Genomic DNA, 25,852 nt, shown 5'->3' with positions numbered 1-25,852 from the left:
TCTCCTCCTCCGCCTTGCCCACGACACCCCCGCGGGCCGTCAGCACTGCTCGTCGGGGGGAATAGGGTGCACGAACGAAGGCCCGGGTCCTGCTGCGCAGGACCCGGGCCTTCGTCGTGCGGTGGCGCCGGGGGCGGCCACCAGGGGAGCACGGCGCCGGGGGCGGCCGACTGAGGCACGGCGCCGGGGGCGGGCGACGGGGAGCGGCGCCTGCGGCGGCCGTCTCGGGCCGGGGGCGGCTAGCGGCGGAGCGGCGTATCGAGACCTGCGGACCCCATGGTGGTCGAGTAGCGGTGGAGCGGCGTGGCGAGACCGGGCACCGGGGAGGTACCCGGCACGGGCATCGGGTGCGGGACGGCGCGTCGGCGCGGCGCGGGCTTGCACGACTTCGCCGTGGGCGGAAGGGCGGGGGTCCGGGGACGGGCGGGGCTAGGGTCGAGCCGTGAGCAGGATGGGTGACGTCGCGGCAGGCGGCGGGATGCGCGGAGGGGCGCGCGGCGGGAGGATCTCGAGCAGCGATCCGGACAGCCAGCGGGAGATCAACGCGGCGGCTCCGAAGGTCGACGACCTGCTCCGGCGCATCGCGGGACTCTTCCGCGACCACCGCCCCAAGCTCACGCTCACCGTGATCCTCGTGCTCGTCGGCGCCGCCCTCACGGTGGTGCCCCCGCTCCTCACTCAGCTGGCCTTCGACCGTGGGCTCTTCCCGCCAGGCGGACGCCCGAACCTCCCGGTGCTGCTCGAGCTGGTCGGCGTCATGGTGCTGGTCTGGGCGTTCTCGGCGATCCTCGGCGTCTGGCAGACCTACCTCACCGCGACCGTCGGCAACACGGTCATGGGGGAGCTGCGCATCCGCCTCTTCCGCCACCTGCAGGCGATGGAGCTCGGCTTCTTCACCCGCACCCGCACCGGCGTCATCCAGTCGCGCCTCGCCAACGACGTGGGCGGCGTGGCCAACGTGCTCACGAACACCGTCTCGAGCGTCCTCGGCAACACCGTCACCGTGATCGCGGCCGTCGTCGCGATGCTCCTGCTCTCGTGGCAGATGACGATCGTCGCCCTCGTCCTCACTCCGGTGCTCGTCGTGGCCCAGCGCCGCGTCGGCCAGGTGAGGGCGCGCATCGCGACGAAGACGCAGGAGTCGCTGTCCGAGATGACCGCGATCACCCAGGAGACCCTGAGCGTCTCGGGCATCCTCCTGGCCAAGAGCTTCGGCCGCCAGGAGTCGGAGGTGACGCGCTACGCCGACGAGAACGGCCGGCAGATCGAGCTCCAGGTGCGGCAGCAGATGTCCGGCCAGTGGTTCTTCGCGATGGTGCAGATCTTCCTCTCCGTCATCCCCGTGATCGTGTACCTCGTGGCCGCCTGGCTGATCCTCGGCGGCACCACCGTCACCGCCGGGACCGTCGTGGCCTTCACCACCGTGCAGGCGCGCCTGATGTGGCCGCTCCTGGGCCTGATGCGCGTCGCGCTCGACCTGCAGACGGCCGGAGCGCTGTTCGCCCGCATCTTCGAGTACCTGGACCTGCGCCCGGCGATCACGGACAGGGCAGATGCACGCGAGGTCTCGGGCGAGCTCGGCCGGGTCGAGCTCGACGACGTCGTCTTCCGCTACCCCGACCAGGCGCAGGACGCGCGCCCGACGCTCGACCACGTCTCGGTCGCGATCGAGCCGGGCCAGTTCGTCGCCTTCGTCGGTCCCTCCGGCGCGGGCAAGACCACCATCTCGTACCTCGTCCCGCGCCTCTACGACGTGGCCGGGGGAGCGGTGCGCTTCGCCGGTACCGACGTGCGCGAGCTGCGGCAGGAGTCGCTCGTCTCGCACATCGGCATCGTCAGCCAGGAGACCTACCTCTTCCACGCGACGATCGGCGACAACCTCCGCTACGCCCGCCCCGACGCGACGCAGGAGGAGCTGGAGGCGGCCGCCCGCGCCGCGAACATCCACGCGACGATCACGTCGTTCCCCGACGGCTACGACACGCTGGTCGGCGAGCGTGGCTACCGGCTCTCCGGAGGCGAGAAGCAGCGGCTCGCGATCGCCCGCGTCCTGCTGAAGGACCCGGCGGTCCTCATCCTCGACGAGGCGACCAGCGCCCTCGACACCGTCTCGGAGCGGATCGTCCAGACCGCGCTCGACGACGCCGCCCGCGGCCGCACCACCATCGCGATCGCTCACCGGCTCTCGACCATCGTGTCGGCCGACGTCATCCACGTGGTCGAGGGCGGACGGATCGTCGAATCGGGCACCCACCGCGAATTGCTCGGCCTCGGCGGCCTCTACGCCTCGCTCTACGCACAGCAGACGGAGTCGGCCCTCCAGGGCTGAGCCGCGGATCGGCGGCCGGACTTCGCGGGGCTACTCGCAGCCGACGCCGTCTCCGTCGCGGTCGAGCTTGCGGCTGTAGCCGGCGTCACCCATGCGGATCGGCGCGGCCCCGGCGGCACGGACGGCGTCGCAGTTGGCGTAGAACGCCGCTCCTGCTCCTCCGGTCGAGGCGGCTACCGGCGCTGCTGCGGCGGGGGCCGCGGCGGGAGCGACCTCGGCGACCGCGACCGGGGCGGCGGCGGCAGCTGCGGTGGCGGCGGCCTCGAGTTCGGCGATCCGGGCGTCGCGGCTCGCCAGCGTCGTGGTCGAGGTGGCGGCGTCGGCCGTCATCGTGTCGATCCGCTGCTGAAGTCCTGCGGCCGACGCCTCGGCGGCGCTCCGCTCGGCTTCGGCCCCGGCGCGCGCCTCGGTCTGCTCGTCGAGCGAGTCCTCCGCCGTGCTCAGCTGCTGCTGCACGGCCGCGAGCCGCTCCTCCAGTTCGGTCTTGTCGGAGGCGCCGCCCGCGCCGCCGACGGCGGTTCCGACCACGAGGGCTCCGACGGACGCCCAGACCAGTGCGACGAGCGGGACGCGACGGCGACGGCGGTCCTGCTTCCGCCTCCTGTCCTCCGTCGACGGGAGCGGCGGAGGCCAGGTCGCGGACGGGCTGGGATCGGTCATGTGCTGCTCCTCGCGGTGGTCTCGCGCCCTGATGATCGGGGCGCCGGGAGCATCCAACCGGCATCTGTCGGTCGGGGCAAGGCGATTCCACTCAGTGCACGTGCAGCCGGCCGGAGCGAAGGGTGGTCGTCGTGCGCGATGCCTGAGGAGAGGCCTCCACCGCGGCGGCGGCACGCGCCCTCCATCGGCTCCGGCTCCGGCTCCGTGCACGGCGTCGGCGGAGAGCACGTGCCACTCCCCGGTGAGGGAGGCGCACCAGTCTCAGCCGATGTCGTGCGCGCCGGAGGCGGTCACTCCACCGGCCGGTCCTCGAGCATCTGCTCCATCAGCGAGATCTCGGCCTCCTGGGCCTTCACGACGGAGGAGGCGAAGTCGGTGGCGACCGTCACGCGGCTCCGGGCGAGCAGCGCCTCGGCCATGTCGATCGCGCCGCGGTGGTGGGCGATCATCAGCTCGAGGAACATCCGGTCGAAGTCTCGGCCCGACGCGCTGCTGAGGGCGGTGATCTGGTCCGGTGTCGCGAGACCGGGCATGCTCGCTGGCACGACGCCGTCCTCGGTCCCCATCCCCATCGACGAGTGCTCGTCGGCGGCTCCGGCCAGGGTCGGCCGGCCCATCCAGGTCATCGAGGGCTCCGGAGCAGCCTGCGGCAGGCCCCACGAGTTCAGCCAGCCGAAGAGCTGCCCGGCCTGCTGCTGCTGGGTGAGCAGGATGTCCTTCGAGACGGTAAGGACCTCGTCGTCGGCGCTGCGCTCGCGGGCGATCATCGCCAGCTCGGCGCCCTGCAGGTGGTGCACCTGCATGTCGCGCGCGAAGCCCGCTTCGGCGCTGGCGCTCGAGGGCGTCACCGCGGAGGCGAACGGGGCGAGCGCGCCGAAGAGGTAGCCGCCGGCCGCCCCGAGGAGGAGCGCGACCACGGCGACCGCGGCGACGAGGATCCGGCCCCTACTGCTTGCCGGGCGCATCGATCCCTCCGGTGCAGGGGGCGCCGGGCTCCGGAGCGCTCGAGGACTGCCAGAAGCGCTCGACGAAGGCGTCGATGCGGGGGTCCTCGGGCGAGTCGATCGCGACCTGGGCGTCCCAGGCGCTCAGCACGATGGGCGACTCGAGGCCCTCGTAGGGCGAGACGACGGAGTAGGTGTCGGGCATCGCAGCGATCAGCGCGTCGACCTCGCTCTGCGGGAGCTCGGGGTCGTAGGTGGCCCAGACGGCGCCGTGCTCGAGGTCGTGCACCGCGTTCTCGTTCGGGACGGGCTCGTCGTAGACGCCGCAGTTCATCCACACGGCGTTGTGCGGTCCGCCCGCCGGCGGGGTCTGCGGGTAGTCGACGGCGCCGGCGACGTGGGTGGCGTCGTTGTCGAAGGTCTGCAGGCCGTCGATCTCGCGCGCCTCGACGATCTGCTGGTTCCCGAAGACGGTGACCGCGACGATCCCGCCGACCGCGAGGACGGCCAGGGCCGACAGCGACCAGATCCAGATGCGGGAGCCGCGCTTGCGGCGGTCCTGCTCGCGCTTGTAGGCCTCGAGCTTCTCCTGTCGGGCGCGATTCTTGGCGGACATCGTGTCTTTGGGCACGGCGGCGTCTCTCGTTCTGAGGGCGGAAGGCGCCTGGGGCGGGCGCAGGCGCCTGAGAGGCGCTCTCAGAGGATAACGAGCGAGGCTTCGGATCGGATCAATGCGCGGTCAGGGGGATCTCGATGCGCCCGAGGAGCGGGCCGCTCGATCAGCGGGATGCCCAACGGGCCCGCTCGATCCGCAGGATGCGCCGCCGCTCCGCTCAGGGGGCGAAGGTGAGCCAGAGCAGCAGGCCGTTCAGGACGATGAGGAAGACGGCGGCCAGGGCGGCGGCGAGGGTGGTGAACCAGCGGTTCGTCTGGTCGCCCATCAGGGGGCGGTCGCGGGTCAGGATCACGAGCGGCACGAGCGCGAAGGGGATGCCGAACGACAGGACCACCTGGCTGAGCACCAGCGCGCGCGTCGGGTCGAAGCCGATCGCGAGCACCAGGAGCGCCGGGATCAGCGTGACCAGACGACGGGCGACGAGCGGCACCCGCACCTGGAGCAGACCGTGCATGATCTCGGCCCCCGCGTACGCGCCGACCGAGGTCGAGGCGAGGCCGGAGGCGAGCAGGCCGACGGCGAACAGGGTCGCGACCACCGGTCCGAGCGCCGCCCCGATGGCCGCGTGGGCGCCCTCGAGGCTGTCGGTCCCGGCGACTCCCGCGAGGGAGTGCGCGGCGAGGAGCAGGATCGCGAGGTTCACGGTGCCGGCGATGGCGAGCGCGATCGTCACGTCGATCCGGGTGGCGACCAGGATCCTCCGGCGCGCGCCGACGCCCTCGACGTGGCCGAAGCGGTCGCGGGCGAGCGCGGAGTGGGCGTAGATCGCGTGGGGCATGACGGTCGCGCCGAGGATCGAGGCGGCGAGCAGCACCGACTCCGAGCCCTCGAAGCGCGGCACGAGACCGGCGACGGTCGCGCCCGCGTCCGGCGGATCGACGACCACGCCGACCGTGAAGCCGACGGCGATCAGCACCATCAGCGCCGTGATCACCCGCTCGAACGGCTGCGCCCCGCCCCGCGTCTGCACGAGCAGCAGCACCAGCGAGACCGCGCCGGTGACCACGCCGCCGGCCAGCAGCGGCAGTCCGAAGAGCAGGTTCAGCGCGATCGCGCCGCCGATCACCTCGGCCAGGTCGGTCGCCATCGCCACCGTCTCGGCCTGCAGCCAGTAGGCCCGGCGGCCCCAGCGGCCGCGCAGGCGGTCGCCGAGCAGCTCGGGGAGGCTGCGGCCGGTCATCAGGCCGAGCTTCGCCGAGAGGTACTGGATGAGCCAGGCCATCAGGTTGCCGAGCACCACCACCCAGACCAGGAGGTAGCCGAACCGGGCGCCGGCCGTCATGTTGCTGGCGACGTTGCCCGGGTCGAGGTAGGCGACTCCGGCGACCAGCGCCGGACCGAGCAGGCGGAGGAGGTGGATGTCGGCCGGACGCCGCGGCGGTGCGGCGATCGGTGAGGTCATTCGGGGTCCGTTCCGGGTCGACCGCGGCGCTCGCGGACCCCCACGATAGGGCACCGGCGCGACCGGCGGCACTCCCCTCCCGAGACCGCTCCCTGTGCCTCCGCCCACCCCCGTCACACGCCCGCAGCCGGTTGCTACGCTGGCGGGATGAGCCTGGATCGCGCCCTTCCCGCACGCCCGGAGACCGGGATGGCCTACGCCGATTCGGTGCTCGACCTCATCGGCGACACCCCGCTGGTGAAGCTGGGTCCGGTCGCGGCGGGCGTGCAGGCGACCGTGCTGGTCAAGGTCGAGTACCTTAACCCCGGCGGCTCGTCGAAGGACCGCATCGCGACCCGCATCATCGACGCCGCCGAGCGCGACGGGCTGCTGAAGCCCGGCGGCACCATCGTGGAGCCGACCAGCGGCAACACCGGCATCGGCCTCGCCCTCGTCGCGCAGCAGCGCGGCTACCGCTGCGTGTTCGTGCTGCCGGACAAGGTGGGGGAGGACAAGCGCAACGTCCTCACCGCCTACGGGGCCGAGATCGTCGTGACGCCGACGGCCGTCGCTCCGGATGACCCCGCCTCCTACTACTCCGTCTCGGACCGCCTCGCCCGCGAGATCCCCGGCGCCTTCAAGCCCAACCAGTACGCGAACCTCAACGGACCGCTCAGCCACTACGAGACCACGGGCCCCGAGATCTGGCGCGACACCGCCGGCCGGCTCACCCACTTCGTCGCGGGAGTCGGCACGGGCGGCACCATCAGCGGCGCCGGCCGCTACCTCAAGGAGGTGTCGGAGGGCCGCGTGCAGATCGTCGGCGCCGACCCCGAGGGCTCCGTCTACTCGGGCGGCGGCGGTCGCCCGTACCTGACCGAGGGCGTCGGCGAGGACTTCTGGCCGAGCGCGTACGACCCGAGCGTGGTCGACCGGATCATCGCCTCCAGCGACGCCGAGTCGTTCGCGATGACCCGCCGCCTCGCCCGCGAGGAGGGGCTGCTCGTCGGCGGATCGAGCGGGCTCGCCGTCTCCGTCGCGCTCAAGGCCGCCGCCGGTCTCGGGCCGGACGACGTGGTCGTCGTGCTCCTGCCGGACGGCGGGCGCGGCTACCTCGGCAAGATCTTCAACGACCGCTGGATGCGCTCCTACGGCTTCCTCGAGATGCGCGACGAGGGCACCGTCCGCGACGTGCTCCGCGCGCGGGCGGCGAGCGGGCAGGCCGACCTCCCGGCGCTCGTGCACGCGCACCCGACCGACACGATCCGCGACGCGATCGGCATCATGACCGAGTACGGCGTCTCGCAGCTCCCGGTGCTGACCGCCGAGCCGCCGGTCGTGATGGGCGAGGTCGTCGGAGCCGTCGACGAGCGCGAGCTGCTCGACCGCGTCTTCGCCGGATCCGCCTCGATGAACGACCCGCTCGGCGACTGCGTGGGCGATGCTCTCGCGCTGATCGGGCTCGGCGAGAGCATCACCGCCGCCCGCGCCGCGCTCACCGAGCACAGCGCCCTCCTCGTCACCGACGAGGGCAAGCCCGTCGCGGTGATCACCCGACAGGACCTCCTCACCTACGCCACGGCCTGACGGCCGCCGCCTCCGCACCTCCGACCCAGGGAGCCCGCACCATGCCCAAGAAGCAGCACTTCGACACCCGCGCCATCCACGCCGGCCAGGAGTTCGATCCGACCACCGGGGCGGTCGTGCCGCCCGTCTACATGACCTCCACGTTCGTCCAGGACGGCATCGGCGGTCTCCGGGGCGGCTACGAGTACGCCCGCTCGGCGAACCCGACGCGCGACTCGCTCCAGGAGCTCATCGCCTCGCTCGAGGGCGCGGACGTCGCCTACTCCTTCTCCTCCGGCCTCGCCGCCGAGGACACCCTTCTGCGCGCCGCCCTCGCGCCCGGCGACCACGTCGTCCTGGGCAACGACGCGTACGGCGGCAGCCACCGCCTGATCGACCGGGTGCACAGCGTCTGGGGCGTGCGCAACACGGCCGTCGACATGTCGAACCTCCGCGAGGTGCAGCGGGCGATCGTCCCCGGTGAGACGAAGATGCTCTGGGTCGAGACCCCGTCGAACCCGCTGATGACCATCAGCGACATCGCCGAGCTCGCCGACCTGGCCCACGCGCACGACCTGATCGTCGTCGTCGACAACACGTTCGCCTCCTCCGCCCTGCAGCAGCCGCTGGCCCTCGGTGCCGACGTGGTCGTGCACTCGACCACGAAGTACCTCGGTGGCCACTCGGACGTCGTCGGCGGCGCGCTCGCCCTGCGCTCGGGGCCGCTGGCCGAGAAGATCGCGTTCCTGCAGTTCGCGGTCGGAGCGATCTCGGGCCCGATGGACGCGTGGCTCACGGTCCGCGGCATCAAGACCCTCGGGGTGCGGATGGAGCGCCACTCCGTCAACGCGCAGGCGGTCGCCGAGTTCCTCGTCGAGCACCCGGCGGTGACGGCCGTGCACTACCCGGGCCTGCCCTCGCACCCCGGCCACGAGCTGGCGAAGCGCCAGATGTCGCGGTTCGGCGGGATGCTCTCGCTCGAGCTCGCGACGCCGCGCGCCGCCCGGAAGTTCGCCGAGTCGACCGAGCTGTTCCAGCTCGCGGAGTCGCTGGGCGGCGTCGAGTCGTTGATCGGCTACCCGAGCGAGATGACGCACGCGTCGGTGAAGGGCACGCCGCTGGAGGTCTCGGAGTCGCTGGTGCGCCTCTCGGTGGGCCTCGAGGACTCGTCCGACCTGATCGCGGACCTGTCGGCGGCGCTGCCGAAGAAGTAGAGGCGGGAACGCCGCCCCGCGGGGCGGCATCTCGATGGTGCGCCCGATCCGGCCCCTGCCAGGATCGGGCGCATGACCTCCTCGCGCCGCTTCGTCGATCTCAGCCACACCGTCGCGGACGGGCTGGTGACCTACCCGGGCCTGCCCGCTCCGCGCATCCGGCCGCACCTCACCCGTGAGGCGTCCCGCGCCTCCTACGCACCCGGCACCGAGTTCGCGATGGACGTCATCGAGATGATCGGGAACACGGGCACCTACCTCGACAGCCCGTTCCACCGCTACGAGGGCGGAGCCGATCTCGCCGCTCTCCCGCTCGAGACGCTGGTCGACCTGCCGACCGCCGTGGTCGACGCGACCGGAGCCACCGAACGGGGCATCGGCTCGGACGCGGTCGTGGGACTCGACGTCCGCGGCGCCGCCGTCCTCCTCCGCACCGGATGGGACGCGCACTTCGCCACGCCCGGGTACGGCAGGGGCGCCCCCTTCCTCAGCGGCGAGGCGGCGGAGGCGCTCGTCGCCGCCGGCGCGGTGCTGGTCGGCATCGACTCGGTGAACATCGACGACACGGAGTCGGGCGGATCGCGGCCCGCGCACTCGGCCCTCCTCGCCGCGGGAGTGCACGTCGTCGAGCACCTCACCGGCCTCGGCGGGCTGCCGGCGACAGGGGCGCGCTTCACCGCCGTGCCGCCGAAGGTGCGGGGCTTCGGGACCTTCCCGGTGCGGGCCTTCGCGGTCGTCGACGAGCCCTGACCGGCGCAGGGCCCCCGGGCGCCTCCGGCTAACCTGGACCGATGCATCCCGCTCTCGCCGCCGTCGGCCGGCGCGTCCGGCCCCGCACGCGCCTCGCGGCGCTGGGCCGTCGTGTCCGCCCCCGCACGCGGCTGCGCTCCGCGGCCCGGGTCGTCCGCTCCGCCCCTCAGCGCCTCTCGGAGCGCCGCGCCGCCGTGATCGCCGCCCGGCCGATCGACCACCCCTCGCCCGCGCTCCGGCGCGAGCTGCTGCTGCTCGACCTGGCCAACCGCTTCTCCCGCCGCTCCGCGGTCGATCCGGCGGGCGAGGTCGTGGTGACGATGACCACGCACGGCGAGCGGCTGCAGCGGGTCCACGTGGCGCTCGAGTCCATCGCCCGCGGCGACGCCCGGCCCGCGCGCCTGGTGCTCTGGCTCGACGACCCGGCCCTGCACGCCGACCTGCCCGCGCCGCTGCGCCGCCTCCGCCGCCGCGGCGTCGAGATCCGCCTGGTCGACGGCTACCGCGTGCACACGAAGTACTACCCGCACCTGCTCTCGGGCCGGGCGGGGGAGCGCGACCTCGTCACCTCCGACGACGACATCGTGTACCCGCGCACCTGGCTGAGGGGCCTGCTCGACGCCCGCTCGCGCTACCCCCGCGAGACCGTGCTCTGCTACCGCGCCCACCGGGTGGGTATCGTCGACGGCGCCGTGGCTCCGTACACGAGCTGGACGCCGGTCGCCGACACGCGCGCGTCGACCGATGTCTTCGGCACCTCCGTCGCCGGGCAGCTGCTGCCCGCCCCGCTCCTCGGCGAGATCGCCGCGCACGGGGAGGCGTTCCGCGAGATCGCCCCGGACGCCGACGACATCTGGCTGCACGTGCGCGCGGTCGACGCCGGTTACCGGATCGCGCAGATCGAGCCCCGGGCCCAGCTGTTCCCGTTCGTGCCGCGGACGCAGCAGTCCGGGCTCTACCTCGTCAACTACTGGGACGGCGGCAATGACCGCCAGGCCCGCGCGGCCTACACGCCCGAGGTGACGGCGCGGATCGCGGCGGACGCCTCCGCGAGAGGGGAGGTGCGGTGATGCGCCTGCTGTTCGTGAGCAACCTCTACCCGCCGCAGGTGCTCGGCGGATACGAGATGACCTGTGCGCGCGTCGCGGAGGCGATGGCGGCCCGCGGCCACACCGTGCGCGTGCTGACCACGCCGACCTACCTGCCGCCGGAGCCCTCGGGCGTCGAGGTGCACCGCACGCTGAGCCTGCGCACCTACTTCCCGCTGCCGCAGACCGGTGGCGAGATCGCTCAGCTGCTGCACCACGAGAGCGCCGTCTCGCGGTTCGAGAACACCCGCATCCTGCTCGAGGAGCTGCGCGACTTCGCGCCGACCCACGTGGTGGCCTTCAACCTGCTCGGGATCGGCGGCCTCGCGCTGATCGACCTGCTGCGGACGGTGGAGGCCCCGTGGATGTTGAACCTCGGCGACCGCATCCCGAACGCCCTGGTCGACGGGCTGCCCGAGCGCGTGCTCCGCGTCTACGGCGCCCAGGCCCCCGACCACTTCGACCGCGGCGAGATCGTCGCGGTCAGCCGCTCCCTCGTCGACGCGATCGAGGCCGGCGGGCTGAGCCTGGGCGAGGTCGAGGTGATCGGGCGCGGAGTGTCCGTTCCCCCCGACACCGCGGAGCCGAGGCGCTACCGCGAGGGCGGGACCACCCGGTTCACGTTCGCCGCGTCGCTCGGCGAGCACAAGGGCGTCGGGCTGGTGCTGGAGGCGGCGGCGTCTCTCGCGGAGGAGACCCGCGACTTCCGCGTGGACCTCTACGGCGACGGAGACGTGGACGGCTGGCGCGCCCGGGCGGACGAGGCGGGCCTGGCCGGCCTGGTCGAGTTCCACGGAGCGACGCCGCACGCCGAGGTGCTCGCCGCGCACGGCCGCGCCGACGCGTTCCTCTTCCCGACCTGGGCCGGAGAGGCGTTCGGCGTCGCGCCGGTCGAGGCGGCCGCGGCGGGCGCCGTGCCGATCGTGACGGCGGCCAGCGGAGTCGCGGAGTTCCTCATCGACGGCGTCGACTGCATCAAGATCACCCGCTCCGCCCCGGCGCTCCTCGAGGCGATGCGGGACGTGGCGAGCGGGGCGGTGGACCTCGAGGCGCTCGGTCGGCGGGGCCGGGCCGCGGCGCGCGGACCGCTCTCGTTCGAGCGCTCCGTCGAGCTGATCGAGGCCTCGCTCGAGCGCCGCTCCCGGCCGGGCCTCGCCGACCGCCTCGCCGACACCACCCTCGAGGCCGACATCATGGACAAGGATCTGCGGGCGATGGACGTGCTCCACCGCCGCTTCTCCGGACGGGACCACGACGATGACCACTGACCACGACTTCCTCCAGGACCCCGGCTCCGCGCCCACCCGGCTCGGCCGCAGCGGCGTCGTGCTCCGCGACGCGGTGCACCGGCTGGTCGCCCCCTGGTTCGAGCAGGCGCGGCTGCGCACGGAGGAGCTGCGCGCCGAGACGGCGGCCCTGCGCGACGAGGTGGCCGGGCTCCGCGGCGAGCTGAGCGCGGTGCAGGGCGACGTCTCCGTGCTGCGCGACGAGTCGGCGGGCCTCCGGGAGGCGCTGGACGAGCTCAGCGCGTCGGTCGCGGCCGCCCGAGCCTCGTCCGAGGCGGCGGGTGCGGCGGCCGCCGAGCAGGCCGCCGACACCGCGGCGGCTCTCGACGAGCGCGTCCGCGGGGCCGAGCTCGAACTGCGGGCGGTCACCCGGCGCCTCGCGGAGGCGCTCGACCGCTGAGGCGGCGAGGCCCGGTTTTCGCGGCGATCAGGCGGGGACCGCCGTCCGCGCGAGCAGCTCGGCGATGCGACCGGTGCAGCCGCCGCAGCCCGTGCCGGCGCGGGTCGCCCGCCCGACGCAGGCGACCGTCCCGTGTCCCGCCGCAGCCGCATCGGTGATCACCGCCGCCGTCACGCCGTTGCACCAGCAGACCGTGGCATCGGGGGCGAACGGATCGCCGGTCGCCGCGGCGCCCGCATCCGGGGCGTCCAGACGCAGGAGGCTCGACCGGTCCGCCGGCAGCTCCGAGCCCCGCTCGAAGAGGAGGCTGAGCTCGGCGCCGACCCGGGGCAGACCCACCGAGACGAACCCGCGCAGCACTCCTCCTGCGGTCACGAGCTTGGCGTAGCCGCCGCGGGCGGGGTCAGCCCACAGCGTCACCTCGAGGTGCTCCTCGCCCGGGCGGTGCGGGTCCCACGGCTCCGGGGCCACGTCGCCTCCTGCCACGAGGTCGACGCCCTCGGCCTTCAGCATCACGACCGCCGGTCGGGCGTCGGGGACGCGCTCCTCGCCGCAGCGGCCCTCCGCCTCCGCCCGGATCCGTGCTGCGAGCCGGTCCGCCTGCTCCCATCCCGGACCGATCAGTCCGCTCGGTCCGCCGGGCACGCGGCCGTCGGGCAGGGCCGAGCCGCGGGGGGCGACGTGCGCGCAGTCGCCGATCGCGAAGACGTCCGGGTCGCTCCAGCTGCGCAGCTGCTCATCGACCAGGATCCCGGTCGAGACGGCGAGCTCCGCGCCCGCGGCCAGCTCGACCCGCGCACCGACACCGCACGAGAGCACCAGCAGATCCCCCTCGATCTGCTTGCCGTCAGCGCAGACGAGCGCCTGGAAGTGCGCACGGCCGCGGTCGTCGTGCGCGAGCAGGACGCTCTCGGACCGGGCGTGTGCCACCATCTCGACGCCGGCCGCGCGGGCGGCCGCGGCCAGCATCCGGCCCCCGCCCGTGTCGAGATTGCGGGCCATCGGGATGTCGCCGTGGAAGACCACCACCACCTGCGCGCCCTGCTCGGCGGCCGCGAGGGCGAACTCGATCCCGAGCACTCCCGCCCCGAGCACGACGAGGCGCGCGCCGGAGCGCACGGACTCGCGGACCACCCGGGCGTCGGCCAGGTCGCGCAGCGCCACCACCCGCTCCGGGAGGGGCCGGGAGCCCGCGTCGAGCGACTCCGGATAGGCGGCGCGCACCGTCCGCTCGCGTCGGGACCGCTCCATCCCGGCGAGGGTCGGCACGTTCGCCCGGGCGCCGGTGGCCAGGACGAGGCGGTCGTAGGGCAGCCGCTCGCCGTCGTGCAGCCGCACGACGTTCCGCGCGCGGTCGATCCCCACGACGGCCGCTCCCAGGCGCAGGACGACGCCCGCCGCCTCCGCCGCCGTCCGGTCGCCGAGGTCGAGGCGCTCGCGGGTCGCCCGGCCGACGGCGTACTCCGCGAGCAGGACACGGTTGTACGGGTCGTCGCTCTCGGCGCCGACCACCGTCAGCGCGACCAGACCGGCCCGCACGGCCGGCAGCAGCTCCTCGACGAAGCGCGAGCCGACGGGGCCATAGCCGATCAGGACGATCCGCTCGGGAGGTGTCTCAGGCATGTGCCGTCCCTTCCGCGCGGACCCAGACCCGCGTGCGCTTGAACTCGGGCATCGACGACACCGGGTCCACGACGGCCTCGGTGAGGAGGTTCGCGCACTGCTCACCCGCGTAGTGGAAGGGCAGGAACACCGTGTCGTGGCGGATGTCCGCGGTGACGCTCGCGCGGGCGCGGACCACGCCGCGCGCGTTCCCGATCGCCACAGGTGCTCCGTCGCGGACGCCGAGCCGGGAGGCGGTCGCCGGGTGGATCTCGAGCCGAGCCTCGGGGCGGGCCGCATCGAGCTCCGCGACCCGCCGGGTCTGGGTGCCCGACTGGTACTGCTGGAGGTAGCGGCCGGTCACGAGGGTCAGCTCCTCGCCGCGGTCCACGACGACGGGGACGGCGGGGATGACGGCGACCAGGCGCGCCCGGCCGTCGGGGTGCCCGAAGCGCTCAGCGAAGAGGCGCGGCGTCCCCGTGCCGCCCGCGGGGTAGGGCCAGTGGGCGGCGATCCCGGTGTCGAGCAGGGCGTGCGAGAGGCCGGAGTAGTCGGCCACGCCTCCCGCGGACGCGCGGGCCAGCTCGTCGAACACCTCCGAGGGGACCGCCGACCAGCTCGAGGGGGCGTCGAGACGGCGCGCCAGCTCGCTCATGATCCAGAGCTCGCTGCGCACTCCTGCCGGCGGGTCGATCGCCCGGCGGCGGCGGAGCACCCGGCCCTCGAGCGAGGTCATCGTGCCCTCCTCCTCCGCCCACTGCGGCACCGGGAGCACCACATCGGCCAGCGCGGCGGTCTCGGAGAGGAAGAAGTCGCAGACGACCAGCGTGTCCAGGGCCTCGAGCCCGGCGCGGACGGCGTCGGCGTCCGGAGCCGAGACGACCACGTTGGAGCCGTGCACCAGCAGGCAGTGCACGGAGCGTCCGAGCTCGGCGAGCAGGGCGGTGGCGGGCAGGCCCGGGCCGGGGATCGATTCGGGCGTCACGTCCCAGACGGCGGCGACGTGGCGCCGCGCCTCCGGATCGCGGATGGAGCGGTACCCCGGGAGCTGATCGGCCTTCTGGCCGTGCTCGCGTCCGCCCTGGCCGTTGCCCTGACCGGTGAGCGTGCCGTACCCCGACCCCTCGCGACCCACCAGGCCGAGCACGAGAGCGAGGTTGATCGCGGCGGTCGCGGTGTCGGTGCCGTCGACGTGCTGCTCGACCCCGCGGCCGGTCAGCACGAACGACCGCCCCGCGGCGAGCCGGCGCGCGAGGGAGCGGAGGAGCGTGGTCGGCACGCCCGTGACCGCGGACGTGCGCTCCGGCCACCACGCCGAGACGCTGCGGCGCACCGCCTCGGCGCCGGTCGTGCGCGCGGCGAGGTAGGCGGTGTCGGCGAGGCCCTCGGCGAAGACCAGGTGGATCAGCCCGAGCAGGAGCGGCAGATCCGTCCCGGGAGCGGGCTGCAGATGCGTGCCGGCGCCGTCCTCCGTCAGCCGCGCGGTGGCCGAGCGGCGCGGGTCGACGACCACCAGGCCGCCCCGCGAGCGGGCACCGGCGAAGTGGGCGAGAAGCGGCGGCATCGTCGCGGCGACGTTCGAGCCCAGGAGCAGAATCGTGTCGGCGTCGTCGAGGTCGGACACCGGGAACGGCAGTCCGCGATCGACGCCGAAGGCGCGGTTGCCGGCCGCCGCGGCCGAGGACATGCAGAAGCGGCCGTTGTAGTCGATCCGGGAGGTGCCGAGAGCGATCCGAGCGAACTTCCCGAGCTGGTAGGCCTTCTCGTTGGTGAGGCCCCCGCCGCCGAAGACGGCCACCGCGTCGGCGCCGTGCCGCTCCCGGACGCCGCGCACCGCCCCGGCGACCGCGTCGAGCGCCTCCTCCCACGACGCCTCCGCGAGGACGCCGTCGGCGCCGCGCAGCAGCGGGGAGACCAGGCGCTGTCCGCTCGCCAGCAGCTCGGCGGAGGTCCAGCCCTTGGCGCAGAGCCCGCCCCGGTTCGTCGGGAACTCCCTCCCCTCGACCGCCACGGGTACGGGGCCCGCCGCGGGTGTCAACGTCATCGCGCACTGCAGGGCGCAGTACGGGCAGTGGGAGTCGGTCGGGGCGGGGGCGCTCATCGTCAGATCCGGGTCCCCGTCTTCGCGGCGAGGCGGAGGTAGACGCCGGCCGTGATCGCGAGCATCACCGCATAGGCGCCGACGAACCAGCCCAGCGCCGTGGTGTAGTCGCCGAACTCGGTCTTGGAGAAGCCGAGCAGCTGGGGGATCACGAAGCCGCCGTAGGCGCCGATCGCCGAGATCAGGCCGAGCGCCGCGGCGGACGTGCGCTGGGCGCCGATGCCGTCGTCACCGCGCTGGCGGGCGCGGAGGGCGAACACCGTGGGGATCATGCGGTAGGTCGCGCCGTTGCCGATGCCGGCCGCCGAGAAGAGCACGAGGAAGCAGGCGAGGAAGAGCCAGAAGCTGCCGAGCGGCAGTGTCGCGATCACGCCGAGGATCCCGGCGCCCATGGCAACGAAGGCGAGGACCGTGACAGGCGCTCCGCCGAAGCGGTCGGCCAGACGGCCGCCGGAGGGGCGGGACAGCGAGCCCACCAGGGAGCCGAGGAACGCGAGGCCGACCGTCGCCGAGCCGACGGCGAAGCCGGAGAACTCGGGGAAGGTGTCGGCGATGAGCTTCGGGAACACGCCGGCGAATCCGATGAAGGACCCGAAGGTGCCGATGTAGAGCACGGCCAGCAGCCAGAGGTGCGGCTCGCGGAGCGCGGCGAGGGAGGCGGCGACGTCGGACTTCGCGGTCGAGAGGTTGTCCATGCGCTTGGCGGCGCCGATCATCGCCACGACGATCAGGGGGACCCAGAGGAAGCCGGCGATCGGCAGGTTCAGCGTGGCCGCGGCGCCGACGGTGATCGCGATCGGCACGACGAGCTGCGCGACGGAGGCGCCCAGGTTGCCGCCCGCGGCGTTGAGCCCCAGAGCCCAGCCCTTCTGCGCGTGCGGGTAGAAGAAGGTGATGTTCGCCATCGAGCTGGCGAAGTTGCCGCCGCCGAAGCCGGCGAGCGCGGCCACCAGGAGCATGACGCCGAACGGGGTCTCCGGATTCGAGACCGCGATGCCGAGTCCGACGCTCGGGATCAGCAGGAGGCCCGCCGACACGATCGTCCAGTTGCGGCCGCCGAAGCGGGGGACCATGAACGTGTACGGGATCCGCAGGGTGGCGCCGACGAGGCTCGGCATCGAGATGAGCCAGAAGATCTGCCCGGTGTCGAAGGCGAACCCGGCCGCCGGCAGCGAGACGACGACGACCGACCAGAGCTGCCAGACGACGAAGCCGAGGAACTCGGCGAAGATCGACCACCTCAGATTGCGAGCGGCGACGGAGCGTCCCTCCGCCTCCCACTGGGCGGGGTCCTCGGGGTTCCAGCCGTCGATCCAGCGGCCCGGCCGTCGGATGATGCCGGTGGATGTGGCGGCGGTCGTGGGGACGGTGGTCGGGGGTGCAGCAGTCATCGTGGTCCTCCGGAGGGTGGGCGGCGCGCGCGAGGGCGCGCTCGGGACGGGGAGGTGGAGCGGTGGTGGTGCGGGGAGGAGGCGTCAGGCGTTGCGCCCGAACAGCTCCGAGACGATGTCGACCAGCTCGCGGGCGGGCGGATCGACGGCGGTGAGGAGGGGAGCGGAGGCGAGGTCGGCCCCCGCGGAGGCGGCCAGGCCGGCGAAGTAGCCGGGCGCGAGCAGGTAGGTGGCGACCACGACGCGCGCGCCGGGGTGGGCGGCGCGCTCGGCGGCGACCGCCTCCGCGATCCGCGGCTCGGCGGCCGAGATGAACGAGGTGCTCACCTCGCGGCCGAGCTCGGCGGCGAGGAGGCGGCCGGTGGTCCAGCAGTCCGCGACGGCACCGGCGTCGCTCGAGCCGGCAGCGGCGAGCACGACGCGGTCGCCGTCGTCGAGCCCTGCCTCGTGGAGCCGGCGGGCGAGCACGCGCGCCAGGCGGGGATCGGGTCCGAGCGCGCCCGAGACCCGCACCGGCCGCTCCGCCTCCGCCGCGGCCTCGGCGAGGTCGACGTGCACGTGGTAGCCGGCCGAGAGCAGCAGCGGCACGACCACCGCCGGCCGGCCCGGCTCGAGAGAACCCAGGGTCGCGGGGACGTCGGGCTGCTGCACGTCGACGAAGGAGTCGAGCACGTCCAGCGCCGGGTTGGCCCGGCGGACCGCCTCGACCAGCGCGGCGACGGCACGCCTCCCGTCGTCGTCGGAGGTCCCGTGGGACGCGGCGACCAGAGCGGTCCGCTGGGCGACCTCGATCGTGCCGTCGCTCTCGCGCACCTGCCAGGTGGCGAGGTGCAGCTCCGCTCGTGTGAAGCAGGCGCCGGTCTCGAGGTCGAAGACGTCCTTGTGCAGGGGGGAGGCGATCGTGGGCCGCTGCACCCCGTCGACCAGACGCGAGCCGACGATGCCGCGTGAGAGCACGGCGGCGCCGGTCGCGGGGTCGAGGTTCGAGACGGCCCGCACCCGCCCGTCGGGCAGGAGGAACAGGGCGAGCTGCACACCGCCGACCAGGGCGGCCTCGCCCCAGAGCGGCTCGAGGTCGCCGACGGCGCAGACCGGCACCCAGGTGGTGGCGGTCGCGGGGGCGAGCCGATCGAGGAGGGTCATCGCTGCGCCTTCTTCCTGCGGGTGGGCCACCGCATCCGGTCGGACGCGATGAGGCAACGGTAGGGATCGCGCGTTTCGTGCGAGCACGCCTTCGGTGTCACGGGCGTAACGAAGCCCTCACGGCCTGCGGCGCTCGCCGAGAGGCGCGCGTCACACGCTGTTACACAGGGGCAACGGCGGGGAAACGGGCCGTCCCTACGGTGGACGTCATGACTCCTGGAGCGAACCCCGCCGCCCGGCCCCGACGCGTGCTCGTCGTCGGAGCGGGACCCGCCGCGCACCGCCTGGTCGACGCGCTCGTCGCCCGGGCCGGCGACCAGGCGCTGGAGATCACCGTCCTCGGCGAGGAGGTGCACCGTCCCTACGACCGCGTCGCACTCTCGAAGCGCCTCGACGGCGAGCACGACCTGACTCTGGGCGACGGCGCTCTGTGGGAGTCGGCGCGGCTGATCACCTCCTCCCGTGTCGTCGCGATCGATCCCGACCGCCTGCGCGTCGAGCTCGCGGACGGCCGCTCCCTCGAGGGCGACGAGATCGTCCTGGCGACGGGCTCCTCCGCCACGGTCCCGCCGATCGAGGGCGCCGAGCACGGCCGCGTCTACCGCACGCTCGAGGACGTGGACGGGCTCGTCGCCGAGCTCGCCGCGTTCCGCGCCCGGCGCGGACGCCCCGCGATCGTGGTCGTGGTCGGCGGCGGTCTGCTCGGCCTCGAGGCGGCGGGAGGCGCGCACCGGCTCGGTGCGCGCACCGCCCTCGTCCACTCCGGCCGCTGGCTGATGAGCGCGCAGCTCGACGAGGGCGCCGGGCAGGCCCTCGGCCGCATCATCTCGGCGCAGGGGATCGCGCTGCACCTCGGCAACCGGCCCACCGCGATCCTCACCTCGCCGACGGGGACGGTGCTCGGCGTCGCGCTGACCGACGGCAGCAGCATCAGCGCCGATCTCGTGGTCTTCTCCATCGGGATCACGGCGCGCGACGAGCTCGCCCGAGCGGTCGGGATCGAGGTCGCACCGCGCGGAGGCGTGGTCGTCGACGAGGCCTGCCGCACCAGCAGGGCGGGAGTCTGGGCCATCGGCGAGGTCGCCGCGATCGCCGGCCGCACGGTCGGGCTCGTCGCACCCGCCAACGCGATGGCGGAGGTGGTCGCCGACCGGATCCTCGGCGGCGACGCGACCTTCCCGGGGGTCGACGACGCCACCAAGCTCAAGCTCTCGGGCGTGGAGGTCGCCAGCTTCGGCGACGCCCTCGGCACCACGGAGGGAGCGCTCGAGGTCGTCTACGCCGATCCGGCCCGCGGTCTCTACCAGAAGGTCGTCGTCTCGGACGATGCGCGCACGCTGCTCGGCGGGATGTTCGTCGGCGACGCGGGCCCCTACTCCTCCCTCCGCCCGCTGCTGGGGCGCGAGCTGCCGGCCGAGCCCGGCGCCTACCTCGCGGCGGCGGGGGCGGAGGCGCCCTCGGGCGACCTTCCGGACGACGCTCAGGTCTGCTCGTGCAACAACGTCTCGGTCGGCGAGGTCCGCCACGCGATCGGCGAGGGGTGCACCGAGCTGGGGCCGCTCAAGGCCTGCACCCGCGCGGGCACCCAGTGCGGATCGTGCGTGCCCCTGGTGAAGAAGCTGCTCGACACGGAGCTGATCCGTGCGGGCGTCGAGGTCTCCCGCGCCCTCTGCGAGCATGTGGCGCTCAGCCGCAGCGAGCTGTTCGAGTCGGTCCGCATCCTCGGGCTGCACTCGGCCGAGCAGGTGATGGAGCGCTTCGGCTCCGGGCTGGGCTGCGACGTGTGCAAGCCGGTGATCGCCTCCGTCCTCGCCACCCAGACGAACGCCTACATCCTCGACGGCGGCCAGGCGCCGCTGCAGGACACCAACGACCGCGCCCTGGCCAACATGCAGAAGGACGGCACCTACTCCGTCGTCCCGCGGATCCCCGGGGGCGAGATCACGCCGGCGAAGCTCAAGGTGATCGCCGAGGTCGCCGAGCAGTACGGCCTCTACACGAAGATCACCGGCGGGCAGCGGATCGACATGTTCGGCGCCCGCCTCGAGCAGCTGCCCGAGATCTGGCGCCTCCTCGTCGACGCCGGCTTCGAGTCGGGTCAGGCGTACGGCAAGTCGCTGCGCACGGTCAAGTCGTGCGTCGGATCGACCTGGTGCCGCTTCGGAGTCCAGGACGCGGTCGGGATGGCGGTCTTCCTCGAGGAGCGGTACCGGGGTCTCCGCTCGCCGCACAAGTTCAAGCTCGGGGTCAGCGGCTGCGCCCGCGAGTGCGCCGAGGCGCGGGGGAAGGACATCGGCGTCATCGCGAGCGACCTCGGCTGGAACCTCTACGTCGGCGGCAACGGCGGCTACCAGCCGGCGCACGCCCAGCTGCTCGCGCAGGACCTCGACGACGAGACCCTGGTGCGCTACATCGACCGCTACGTCATGTACTACGTGCGGACGGCCGAGCGGCTCCAGCGGACCGCACGCTGGCAGGAGGAGCTCCCCGGCGGACTCGAGCACGTGCGCGAGGTGGTCTGCGAGGACTCGCTCGGCATCGCCGCCGAGCTGGAGGCCGCCATGGCCACGCACGTCGACACCTACGTCGACGAGTGGGCGGCGACCCTCGCCGATCCCGACCGGCTCCGCCGCTTCCGCTCCTTCGTGAACGCCCCGGACACCGCGGATCCGCGCGTCGCGACCGTGCGCGAGCGCGGGCAGGTCCGGCCCGCCGGCCGGGACGAGAGACCGGACGGACCCGTGCTGGTCGCGGGGCCGAGGATCCCCGTCGGTCCGGCCGGGATCGGATCGGACTCGTGATGCAGCTCTCCCTCGACCTCGCCGGACGCCGCGTGCTCGTGATCGGCACCGCCTCCGGGACCCGCCGCGTGCTCGCCCGCTACCGAGCCGCCGGCGCACTCGTCGAGCGGCACGAGGCGGAGGACGCGCTCACCCCGGCGCCCCCGGCCCTGATCGTGTGGGTGGAGGGGCCGGCGCCGCTCCGAGCAGCGGCGGCCGAGCTCTGCCCCTGGATCGTCGACGAGGCCCCCGCGCCGACCCGGCCGGTCGGGCACGTCAGCATCGTCGGCGGCGGCCCCGGCGATCCGGATCTGATGACCCTCGCCGCCCGCCGCGCCCTCCGCGACGCGGACGTGGTGCTCTACGACCGGCTCGGTCCGCACGAGGGCCTGGCCGAGTGGGCGCCCGGCGCCGAGCTGATCGACGTCGGCAAGACGCCGGGTCATCATGCGGTGCCGCAGCACGAGATCGAGCGGCTGATGATCGAGCGGGCCCTCGCGGGTCTGGACGTCGTGCGCCTGAAGGGCGGCGATCCGTTCGTGTTCGGCCGCGGGTCGGAGGAGGTGCGCGCGTGCCGGCTCGCCGGCGTCGGCTCCACGGTCGTCCCCGGAGTGACCAGCGCGATCTCGGTGCCCGCCGCCGCCGGGATCCCGGTCACCCACCGCGAGGTCAGCAGGGCCTTCACCGTGGTCTCGGGCCATGCGCCGTTCAGCGAGCAGGAGCTCGGCCATCTGGCCGGGCTGGGCGGGACGATCGTGGTGCTGATGGGCGTGAACACCCTCCCGCACCTCGTCGCCGGGCTGCAGCGCGCCGGGATGCGCGCCGACACGCCCCTCGCGATCGTCGAGCGGGGCTGGTCGCGCGACCAGCGCACGACGGTCTCGTCGGTCGGCGGAGTGCTCGGCCTGCTCGCCGAGCTGGCACCGCGCTCGCCCGCCGTGATCGTCATCGGCGAGGTGGTCCGGCAGGCCGCGTGCCATGATGCGGGGGACCCCGAGAGCATCGCCCGAGCGGTCGATGCACTGACCGCGTGAGACCCCGAGGGGGCCGAGCATGACCGGCACCGATCCCGACGCCGCCGTGGGGTTCCGACCCGACCAGCTGGACGGCTTCCGCATCGGGGTCACCTCCGACCGCCGCTCCGAGGACCTGATCGCCGCGTTCGAGCGCCGCGGTGCCGCCGTCACGCACGCCCCCACCATCCGCATGCGCGGCGTCGACACCGAGGGCGCGCTCGAGGAGGAGACCCGCGCCATCGTCGCCGCCCGTCCCGACGTGCTCCTCGCCACCACCTCCTACGGCCTGCGGCGCTGGCTCGAGGCCGCGGACGCCGCGGGGATCGAGCTGGCCGACGCGCTGTCCTCCGCGCGGATCCTCGTCCGGGGACCCAAGGCGCGCGGAGCGATCCGTGCGGCGGGTCTCGACGACCACGGGATGAGCGAGCGCGAGACGACCACCTCCCTCGTCGACCTGGCCTTGCGCGAGGGCGTCGCCGGCCGCATGATCGCGGTGCAGCTGCACGGATTCACCGACCCGGCTCAGCTGCAGCGTCTCCGCGACGCCGGCGCCCGGGTGCTCACGGCCGCGCCCTACCGCTGGAGCGTGCACGAGGACTCCGCCCGGGTGCTGCGGCTGATCGACGCGGTCTGCGGAGGGGGCATCGACGCCGTCACCTTCACCAGCGCGCCGGCGGTGGAGGCGCTCTTCACGGTCGCGGAGGCCGCGGGCCGCCTCGACGACCTCCAGGCGGCCTTCCGCGAGACGGTGGTCGCCGCCGCCGTCGGCCCCGTGACCGCAGCACCCCTGGTCGAGGCAGGGATCCTCCCGGTCTTGCCGGACCGGTTCCGGATGGGTGCGCTCATCCGCCTGACCTGCGAGCACCTCGAGCAGGCGTCGCCCCGCATCGAGACGGCCTTCGGCACTCTCGAGCTCCGAGGCCGGCACGCCGTCCTGGCCGGGACCCGGGTGGCGCTGACCCCGGTCGCGCTCGCGCTGTTCCGGACTCTCGTCGCCGCCGAGGGCGCGACCGTCGCGCGTCACGTCCTCGCGGCCTCCGCGCCGGAGGCTCTCGACGACCACGCGGTCGACGTCGCTATCAGCCGCCTCCGTCAGGCCCTCCCCGAACCGCGGCTCGTGGCGACGGTGATCAAGCGCGGCTACCGGCTCGCGACCCCGCTCTGAGTGGCGGCGCGGTGCCACACTGAGCGCGTGGGCAGGCTGAGGGTCGTCGTCGCGCCCGACTCCTTCAAGGGGTCGGCGAGCGCGGTCGAGGTCGCGCGGGCGATCGCCGAGGGCTGGAGCGCTGCGCGCCCGGGGGACGAGATCGTCCTCGCGCCGATGGCCGACGGAGGAGAGGGCACGGTCGAGGCCTTCGCGCTCGCGGTCCCGGGGTCGCTTCGGCGGCCGGTCGTCGTCCCCGGCCCGGACGACCGGCCGGTCCGCGCCTGGTGGCTGCTGCTCCCCGACGGGACAGCCGTCGTCGAGCTCGCCTCCACGAGCGGCATCACGCTGCTCGACCCGCTCCGTCCGCTCACCGCGCACACGCGCGGCTTCGGCCGCGCGATCGCCGCCGCCCTCGACGCGGGGGCGCACGCCCTGCTGCTGGCGATCGGCGGCAGCGCCTCGACCGACGGCGGAGTCGGAGCGCTCCGCGAGCTCGGCGCACGCTTCTCCACCGCCTCCGGCCGCGACCTCGGCGAGGGAGGCGGTGCGCTGCCCGCGCTCGCCGCCGCCGACCTCCGCGCGCTGCGTCCTCTGCCGCCCGGAGGCGCGGTCGTGCTCAGCGATGTCGCGACCCCGCTGCTCGGCGACTCCGGGGCGGCCCGCGTCTTCGGTCCGCAGAAGGGGGCCGGCCCCGAGGACGTCCTCCTCCTCGAGAGCGGCCTCCGCCGTCTCGCCGCGCACCTGGACGCGGATCCCGATGCGCCGGGCTCCGGGGCGGCGGGCGGGACGGGCTTCGGGCTGCTCGCCTGGGGCGCGCGCCCGACCTCCGGCGCCGGCGCCGTCGGACGGGCGATCGGGCTCCCGACGCTCCTCGCGGGCGCGGACGTCGTCATCACGGGGGAGGGGCGCTTCGACGCGCAGTCCGCCGCCGGCAAGGTCCCCTTGCACGTCCTCGCGCTCGCCGAGGCGGCCGGGGCGCGGACGCTCCTCGTCGCCGGGGCGATCGCGGCGCCGACTCCCGGCTTCACCGCGGCGGTGTCGCTGACGGAGGCGGCGGGCTCCTCGTCCGCGGCCCTCGCGGACCCGCTCCCGCACCTGCGCGCCGTCGCCCGGGAGTGGGCCGCGCAGCTCCTCTGACCGTTCGCGGTGTCGGTGGTCGGGCGTACCGTCCGGGCATGCCCCGCGATGCGATCCGACCACCACATCTTGTGGTCGAGCCGCCGCGCGGACCCCACCGGTCGGGCATGCCGACACGCCGTGGCGCGTTGTACACAGTGAACGGGATCCTTCTGTCCACACCTGTGGATGGTTCGTCCGGATCCGCGTCCTTCCGCGGTTCCACGGGCTCCGGCCTGTGGATGAACGGGGGAGGAACCGGTGGATAACTACACGGCTGTAACTACTACGTCTAGTGGGCTGACACCGGCCCGCCCCCTATATGTAGTATTGCTGAGCAGGTCGGAGCGAGAGCCCCACCGGCACCCAGAACTCACCCGGACCACCCTCCGACCCCGCCCGCATCGCGAGCCGCCGGTCGGGGAGCTGCACCGGGACACCCCCTCCGAAAGGCGACACCCATGGCTGTGACGGTCTACACCAAGCCCTCCTGCGTCCAGTGCACCGCGACGTACCGCGCCCTCGACAGCAAGGGCATCGACTACGAGGTGTTCGACCTCTCCGTGGACGAGAAGGCCCTCGAGGCCGTCAAAGCCCTCGGCTACCTCCAGGCGCCGGTCGTCATCACGGACGACGACCACTGGTCCGGCTTCCGCCCCGACAAGATCGCGACCCTCTGAGGCGCACGGACGGCGATCCGCGACGTCGTCGGCGGGCGCCGTAGCGCCGCTGCGGCTTCCTCCTCCGCCTCGCGGCTCACCGCGCAGCCGCCTCGGAGGCGGGACCGAGAACAGCAGCTGACGGGGAGAGGGGCCGGAGGATGAGCGGGCTCGTGTACTTCTCCAGCAGCTCGGGGAACACGCACCGGTTCATCGAGAAGCTCGGACGGCCGGCGCAGCGCATCCCGCTCCACGCCCGTCGCGACGGAGCCGCCCTCGACACGCTCCACGTCCACGAGCCGTACGTGCTCGTCCTCCCCACCTACGGCGGCGGCAACGGCGGAGGAGCGGTCCCCAAGCAGGTCATCCGGTTCCTCAACGATCCGTGCAACCGCTCCCTGATCCGCGGCGTCATCGGCGCCGGCAACACGAACTTCGGCGAGGCGTACTGCCTCGCCGGCGACATCATCGCCCGCAAGTGCGAGGTGCCGCACCTCTATCGATTCGAAGTATTCGGAACACCCGACGACGTCCGCGCCGTCGACGAAGGATTGGACACGTTTTGGACGCAGCAGTGATCGACGCTCCCCGCGACGCCGCACA

21 protein-coding genes are annotated in these 25,852 nt (G+C 73.9%); 13 read left to right on the top strand and 8 right to left on the bottom strand.

Annotated elements, in window-relative coordinates; all coding sequences use genetic code 11:
* Window positions 1-451 precede the first annotated feature (451 nt).
* The gene (locus tag C5C71_RS11960) at window positions 452-2,329 is read left to right on the top strand and encodes an ABC transporter ATP-binding protein (RefSeq protein ID WP_104337757.1); all 1,878 of its coding nucleotides are present in this window, start codon (window positions 452-454) and stop codon (window positions 2,327-2,329) included.
* A gap of 30 nt (window positions 2,330-2,359) precedes the next feature.
* On the opposite strand, the gene C5C71_RS11955 is transcribed toward C5C71_RS11960, so the two are convergent.
* The 4 genes from C5C71_RS11955 to C5C71_RS11940 all read right to left on the bottom strand — a co-directional run bounded on the left by C5C71_RS11955 (window position 2,360) and on the right by C5C71_RS11940 (window position 6,011).
* On the bottom strand, window positions 2,360-2,989 hold the full coding sequence (locus tag C5C71_RS11955) for an excalibur calcium-binding domain-containing protein (RefSeq protein ID WP_104337756.1): 630 nt from the start codon (window positions 2,987-2,989) through the stop codon (window positions 2,360-2,362).
* 290 nt (window positions 2,990-3,279) lie between these two features.
* Window positions 3,280-3,954, bottom strand: a complete 675-nt coding sequence (locus tag C5C71_RS11950) for a DUF305 domain-containing protein (protein ID WP_104337755.1) — start codon at window positions 3,952-3,954, stop codon at window positions 3,280-3,282.
* Entirely contained in the window at window positions 3,935-4,564 is a 630-nt protein-coding gene (locus C5C71_RS11945; RefSeq protein WP_244230507.1) for a DUF3105 domain-containing protein, read from the bottom strand. The genes C5C71_RS11950 and C5C71_RS11945 overlap by 20 nt, the downstream gene beginning before the upstream one ends.
* Window positions 4,565-4,766: 202 nt before the next feature.
* Complete coding sequence (locus C5C71_RS11940; RefSeq protein WP_104337754.1) at window positions 4,767-6,011, bottom strand: Nramp family divalent metal transporter; 1,245 nt, start codon at window positions 6,009-6,011, stop codon at window positions 4,767-4,769.
* A 189-nt stretch (window positions 6,012-6,200) separates the two neighbouring features.
* On the opposite strand from C5C71_RS11940, the gene C5C71_RS11935 reads away from it, so the two are divergent.
* The 6 genes from C5C71_RS11935 to C5C71_RS11910 all read left to right on the top strand — a co-directional run bounded on the left by C5C71_RS11935 (window position 6,201) and on the right by C5C71_RS11910 (window position 12,294).
* Window positions 6,201-7,577, top strand: a complete 1,377-nt coding sequence (locus C5C71_RS11935; protein ID WP_104337753.1) for a cystathionine beta-synthase — start codon at window positions 6,201-6,203, stop codon at window positions 7,575-7,577.
* A gap of 41 nt (window positions 7,578-7,618) precedes the next feature.
* Window positions 7,619-8,770 (top strand): cystathionine gamma-synthase, encoded by a 1,152-nt coding sequence (locus C5C71_RS11930; RefSeq protein WP_104337752.1) that lies wholly within the window; start codon window positions 7,619-7,621, stop codon window positions 8,768-8,770.
* Between the two features lie 72 nt (window positions 8,771-8,842).
* Window positions 8,843-9,520: a cyclase family protein gene (locus tag C5C71_RS11925; RefSeq protein ID WP_104337751.1), complete on the top strand. Its 678-nt coding sequence runs from the start codon at window positions 8,843-8,845 to the stop codon at window positions 9,518-9,520.
* A gap of 41 nt (window positions 9,521-9,561) precedes the next feature.
* Window positions 9,562-10,590, top strand: coding sequence for a glycosyltransferase (locus C5C71_RS11920; RefSeq protein WP_104326345.1), 1,029 nt, complete (start codon window positions 9,562-9,564; stop codon window positions 10,588-10,590).
* On the top strand, window positions 10,590-11,876 hold the full coding sequence (locus tag C5C71_RS11915; RefSeq protein ID WP_104326346.1) for a glycosyltransferase: 1,287 nt from the start codon (window positions 10,590-10,592) through the stop codon (window positions 11,874-11,876). The genes C5C71_RS11920 and C5C71_RS11915 overlap by 1 nt, the downstream gene beginning before the upstream one ends.
* A complete protein-coding gene (locus C5C71_RS11910) occupies window positions 11,866-12,294 on the top strand; it encodes a hypothetical protein (RefSeq protein WP_104326347.1) in 429 nt (142 codons plus the stop codon). The genes C5C71_RS11915 and C5C71_RS11910 overlap by 11 nt, the downstream gene beginning before the upstream one ends.
* Before the next feature lie 27 nt (window positions 12,295-12,321).
* Here the strand turns inward: C5C71_RS11910 and C5C71_RS11905 are convergent, their stop codons facing one another.
* The 4 genes from C5C71_RS11905 to nirD all read right to left on the bottom strand — a co-directional run bounded on the left by C5C71_RS11905 (window position 12,322) and on the right by nirD (window position 18,531).
* Window positions 12,322-13,917: an NAD(P)/FAD-dependent oxidoreductase gene (locus tag C5C71_RS11905; protein WP_104326348.1), complete on the bottom strand. Its 1,596-nt coding sequence runs from the start codon at window positions 13,915-13,917 to the stop codon at window positions 12,322-12,324.
* Window positions 13,910-15,997 (bottom strand): molybdopterin oxidoreductase family protein, encoded by a 2,088-nt coding sequence (locus tag C5C71_RS11900; protein WP_104337750.1) that lies wholly within the window; start codon window positions 15,995-15,997, stop codon window positions 13,910-13,912. Before C5C71_RS11900 ends, C5C71_RS11905 begins: the two co-directional genes overlap by 8 nt.
* 2 nt (window positions 15,998-15,999) lie before the next feature.
* Window positions 16,000-17,388 carry an MFS transporter gene (locus C5C71_RS11895; protein ID WP_104224352.1) on the bottom strand — a complete coding sequence of 463 codons (1,389 nt, stop codon included), beginning with the start codon at window positions 17,386-17,388 and terminating at the stop codon, window positions 16,000-16,002.
* 84 nt (window positions 17,389-17,472) lie between these two features.
* Window positions 17,473-18,531 (bottom strand): nitrite reductase small subunit NirD, encoded by a 1,059-nt coding sequence (nirD, locus tag C5C71_RS18060; RefSeq protein WP_104224353.1) that lies wholly within the window; start codon window positions 18,529-18,531, stop codon window positions 17,473-17,475.
* Window positions 18,532-18,740: 209 nt separating this feature from the next.
* On the opposite strand from nirD, the gene nirB reads away from it, so the two are divergent.
* The 6 genes from nirB to nrdI all read left to right on the top strand — a co-directional run bounded on the left by nirB (window position 18,741) and on the right by nrdI (window position 25,827).
* A complete protein-coding gene (gene nirB / locus C5C71_RS11885) occupies window positions 18,741-21,332 on the top strand; it encodes a nitrite reductase large subunit NirB (RefSeq protein WP_104224354.1) in 2,592 nt (863 codons plus the stop codon).
* Window positions 21,332-22,345, top strand: a complete 1,014-nt coding sequence (cobA, locus tag C5C71_RS11880; RefSeq protein ID WP_104227191.1) for a uroporphyrinogen-III C-methyltransferase — start codon at window positions 21,332-21,334, stop codon at window positions 22,343-22,345. The genes nirB and cobA overlap by 1 nt, the downstream gene beginning before the upstream one ends.
* A 19-nt stretch (window positions 22,346-22,364) precedes the next feature.
* On the top strand, window positions 22,365-23,492 hold the full coding sequence (locus C5C71_RS11875) for a uroporphyrinogen-III synthase (protein WP_104337749.1): 1,128 nt from the start codon (window positions 22,365-22,367) through the stop codon (window positions 23,490-23,492).
* A 36-nt stretch (window positions 23,493-23,528) separates the two neighbouring features.
* Window positions 23,529-24,611, top strand: coding sequence for a glycerate kinase (locus tag C5C71_RS11870; protein WP_104308512.1), 1,083 nt, complete (start codon window positions 23,529-23,531; stop codon window positions 24,609-24,611).
* 440 nt (window positions 24,612-25,051) lie between these two features.
* On the top strand, window positions 25,052-25,270 hold the full coding sequence (gene nrdH, locus C5C71_RS11865) for a glutaredoxin-like protein NrdH (protein ID WP_068255139.1): 219 nt from the start codon (window positions 25,052-25,054) through the stop codon (window positions 25,268-25,270).
* Window positions 25,271-25,410: 140 nt separating this feature from the next.
* Complete coding sequence (gene nrdI / locus C5C71_RS11860; RefSeq protein ID WP_104224357.1) at window positions 25,411-25,827, top strand: class Ib ribonucleoside-diphosphate reductase assembly flavoprotein NrdI; 417 nt, start codon at window positions 25,411-25,413, stop codon at window positions 25,825-25,827.
* The last annotated feature ends 25 nt before the right edge of the window (window positions 25,828-25,852 follow it).

This window comes from Rathayibacter sp. AY1C1 (assembly GCF_002932105.1).
Lineage (GTDB): Bacteria > Actinomycetota > Actinomycetes > Actinomycetales > Microbacteriaceae > Rathayibacter.
The sequence above is the reverse complement of the archived record's forward strand: the minus strand, read 5'-3'. Positions and strand labels throughout refer to the sequence as shown.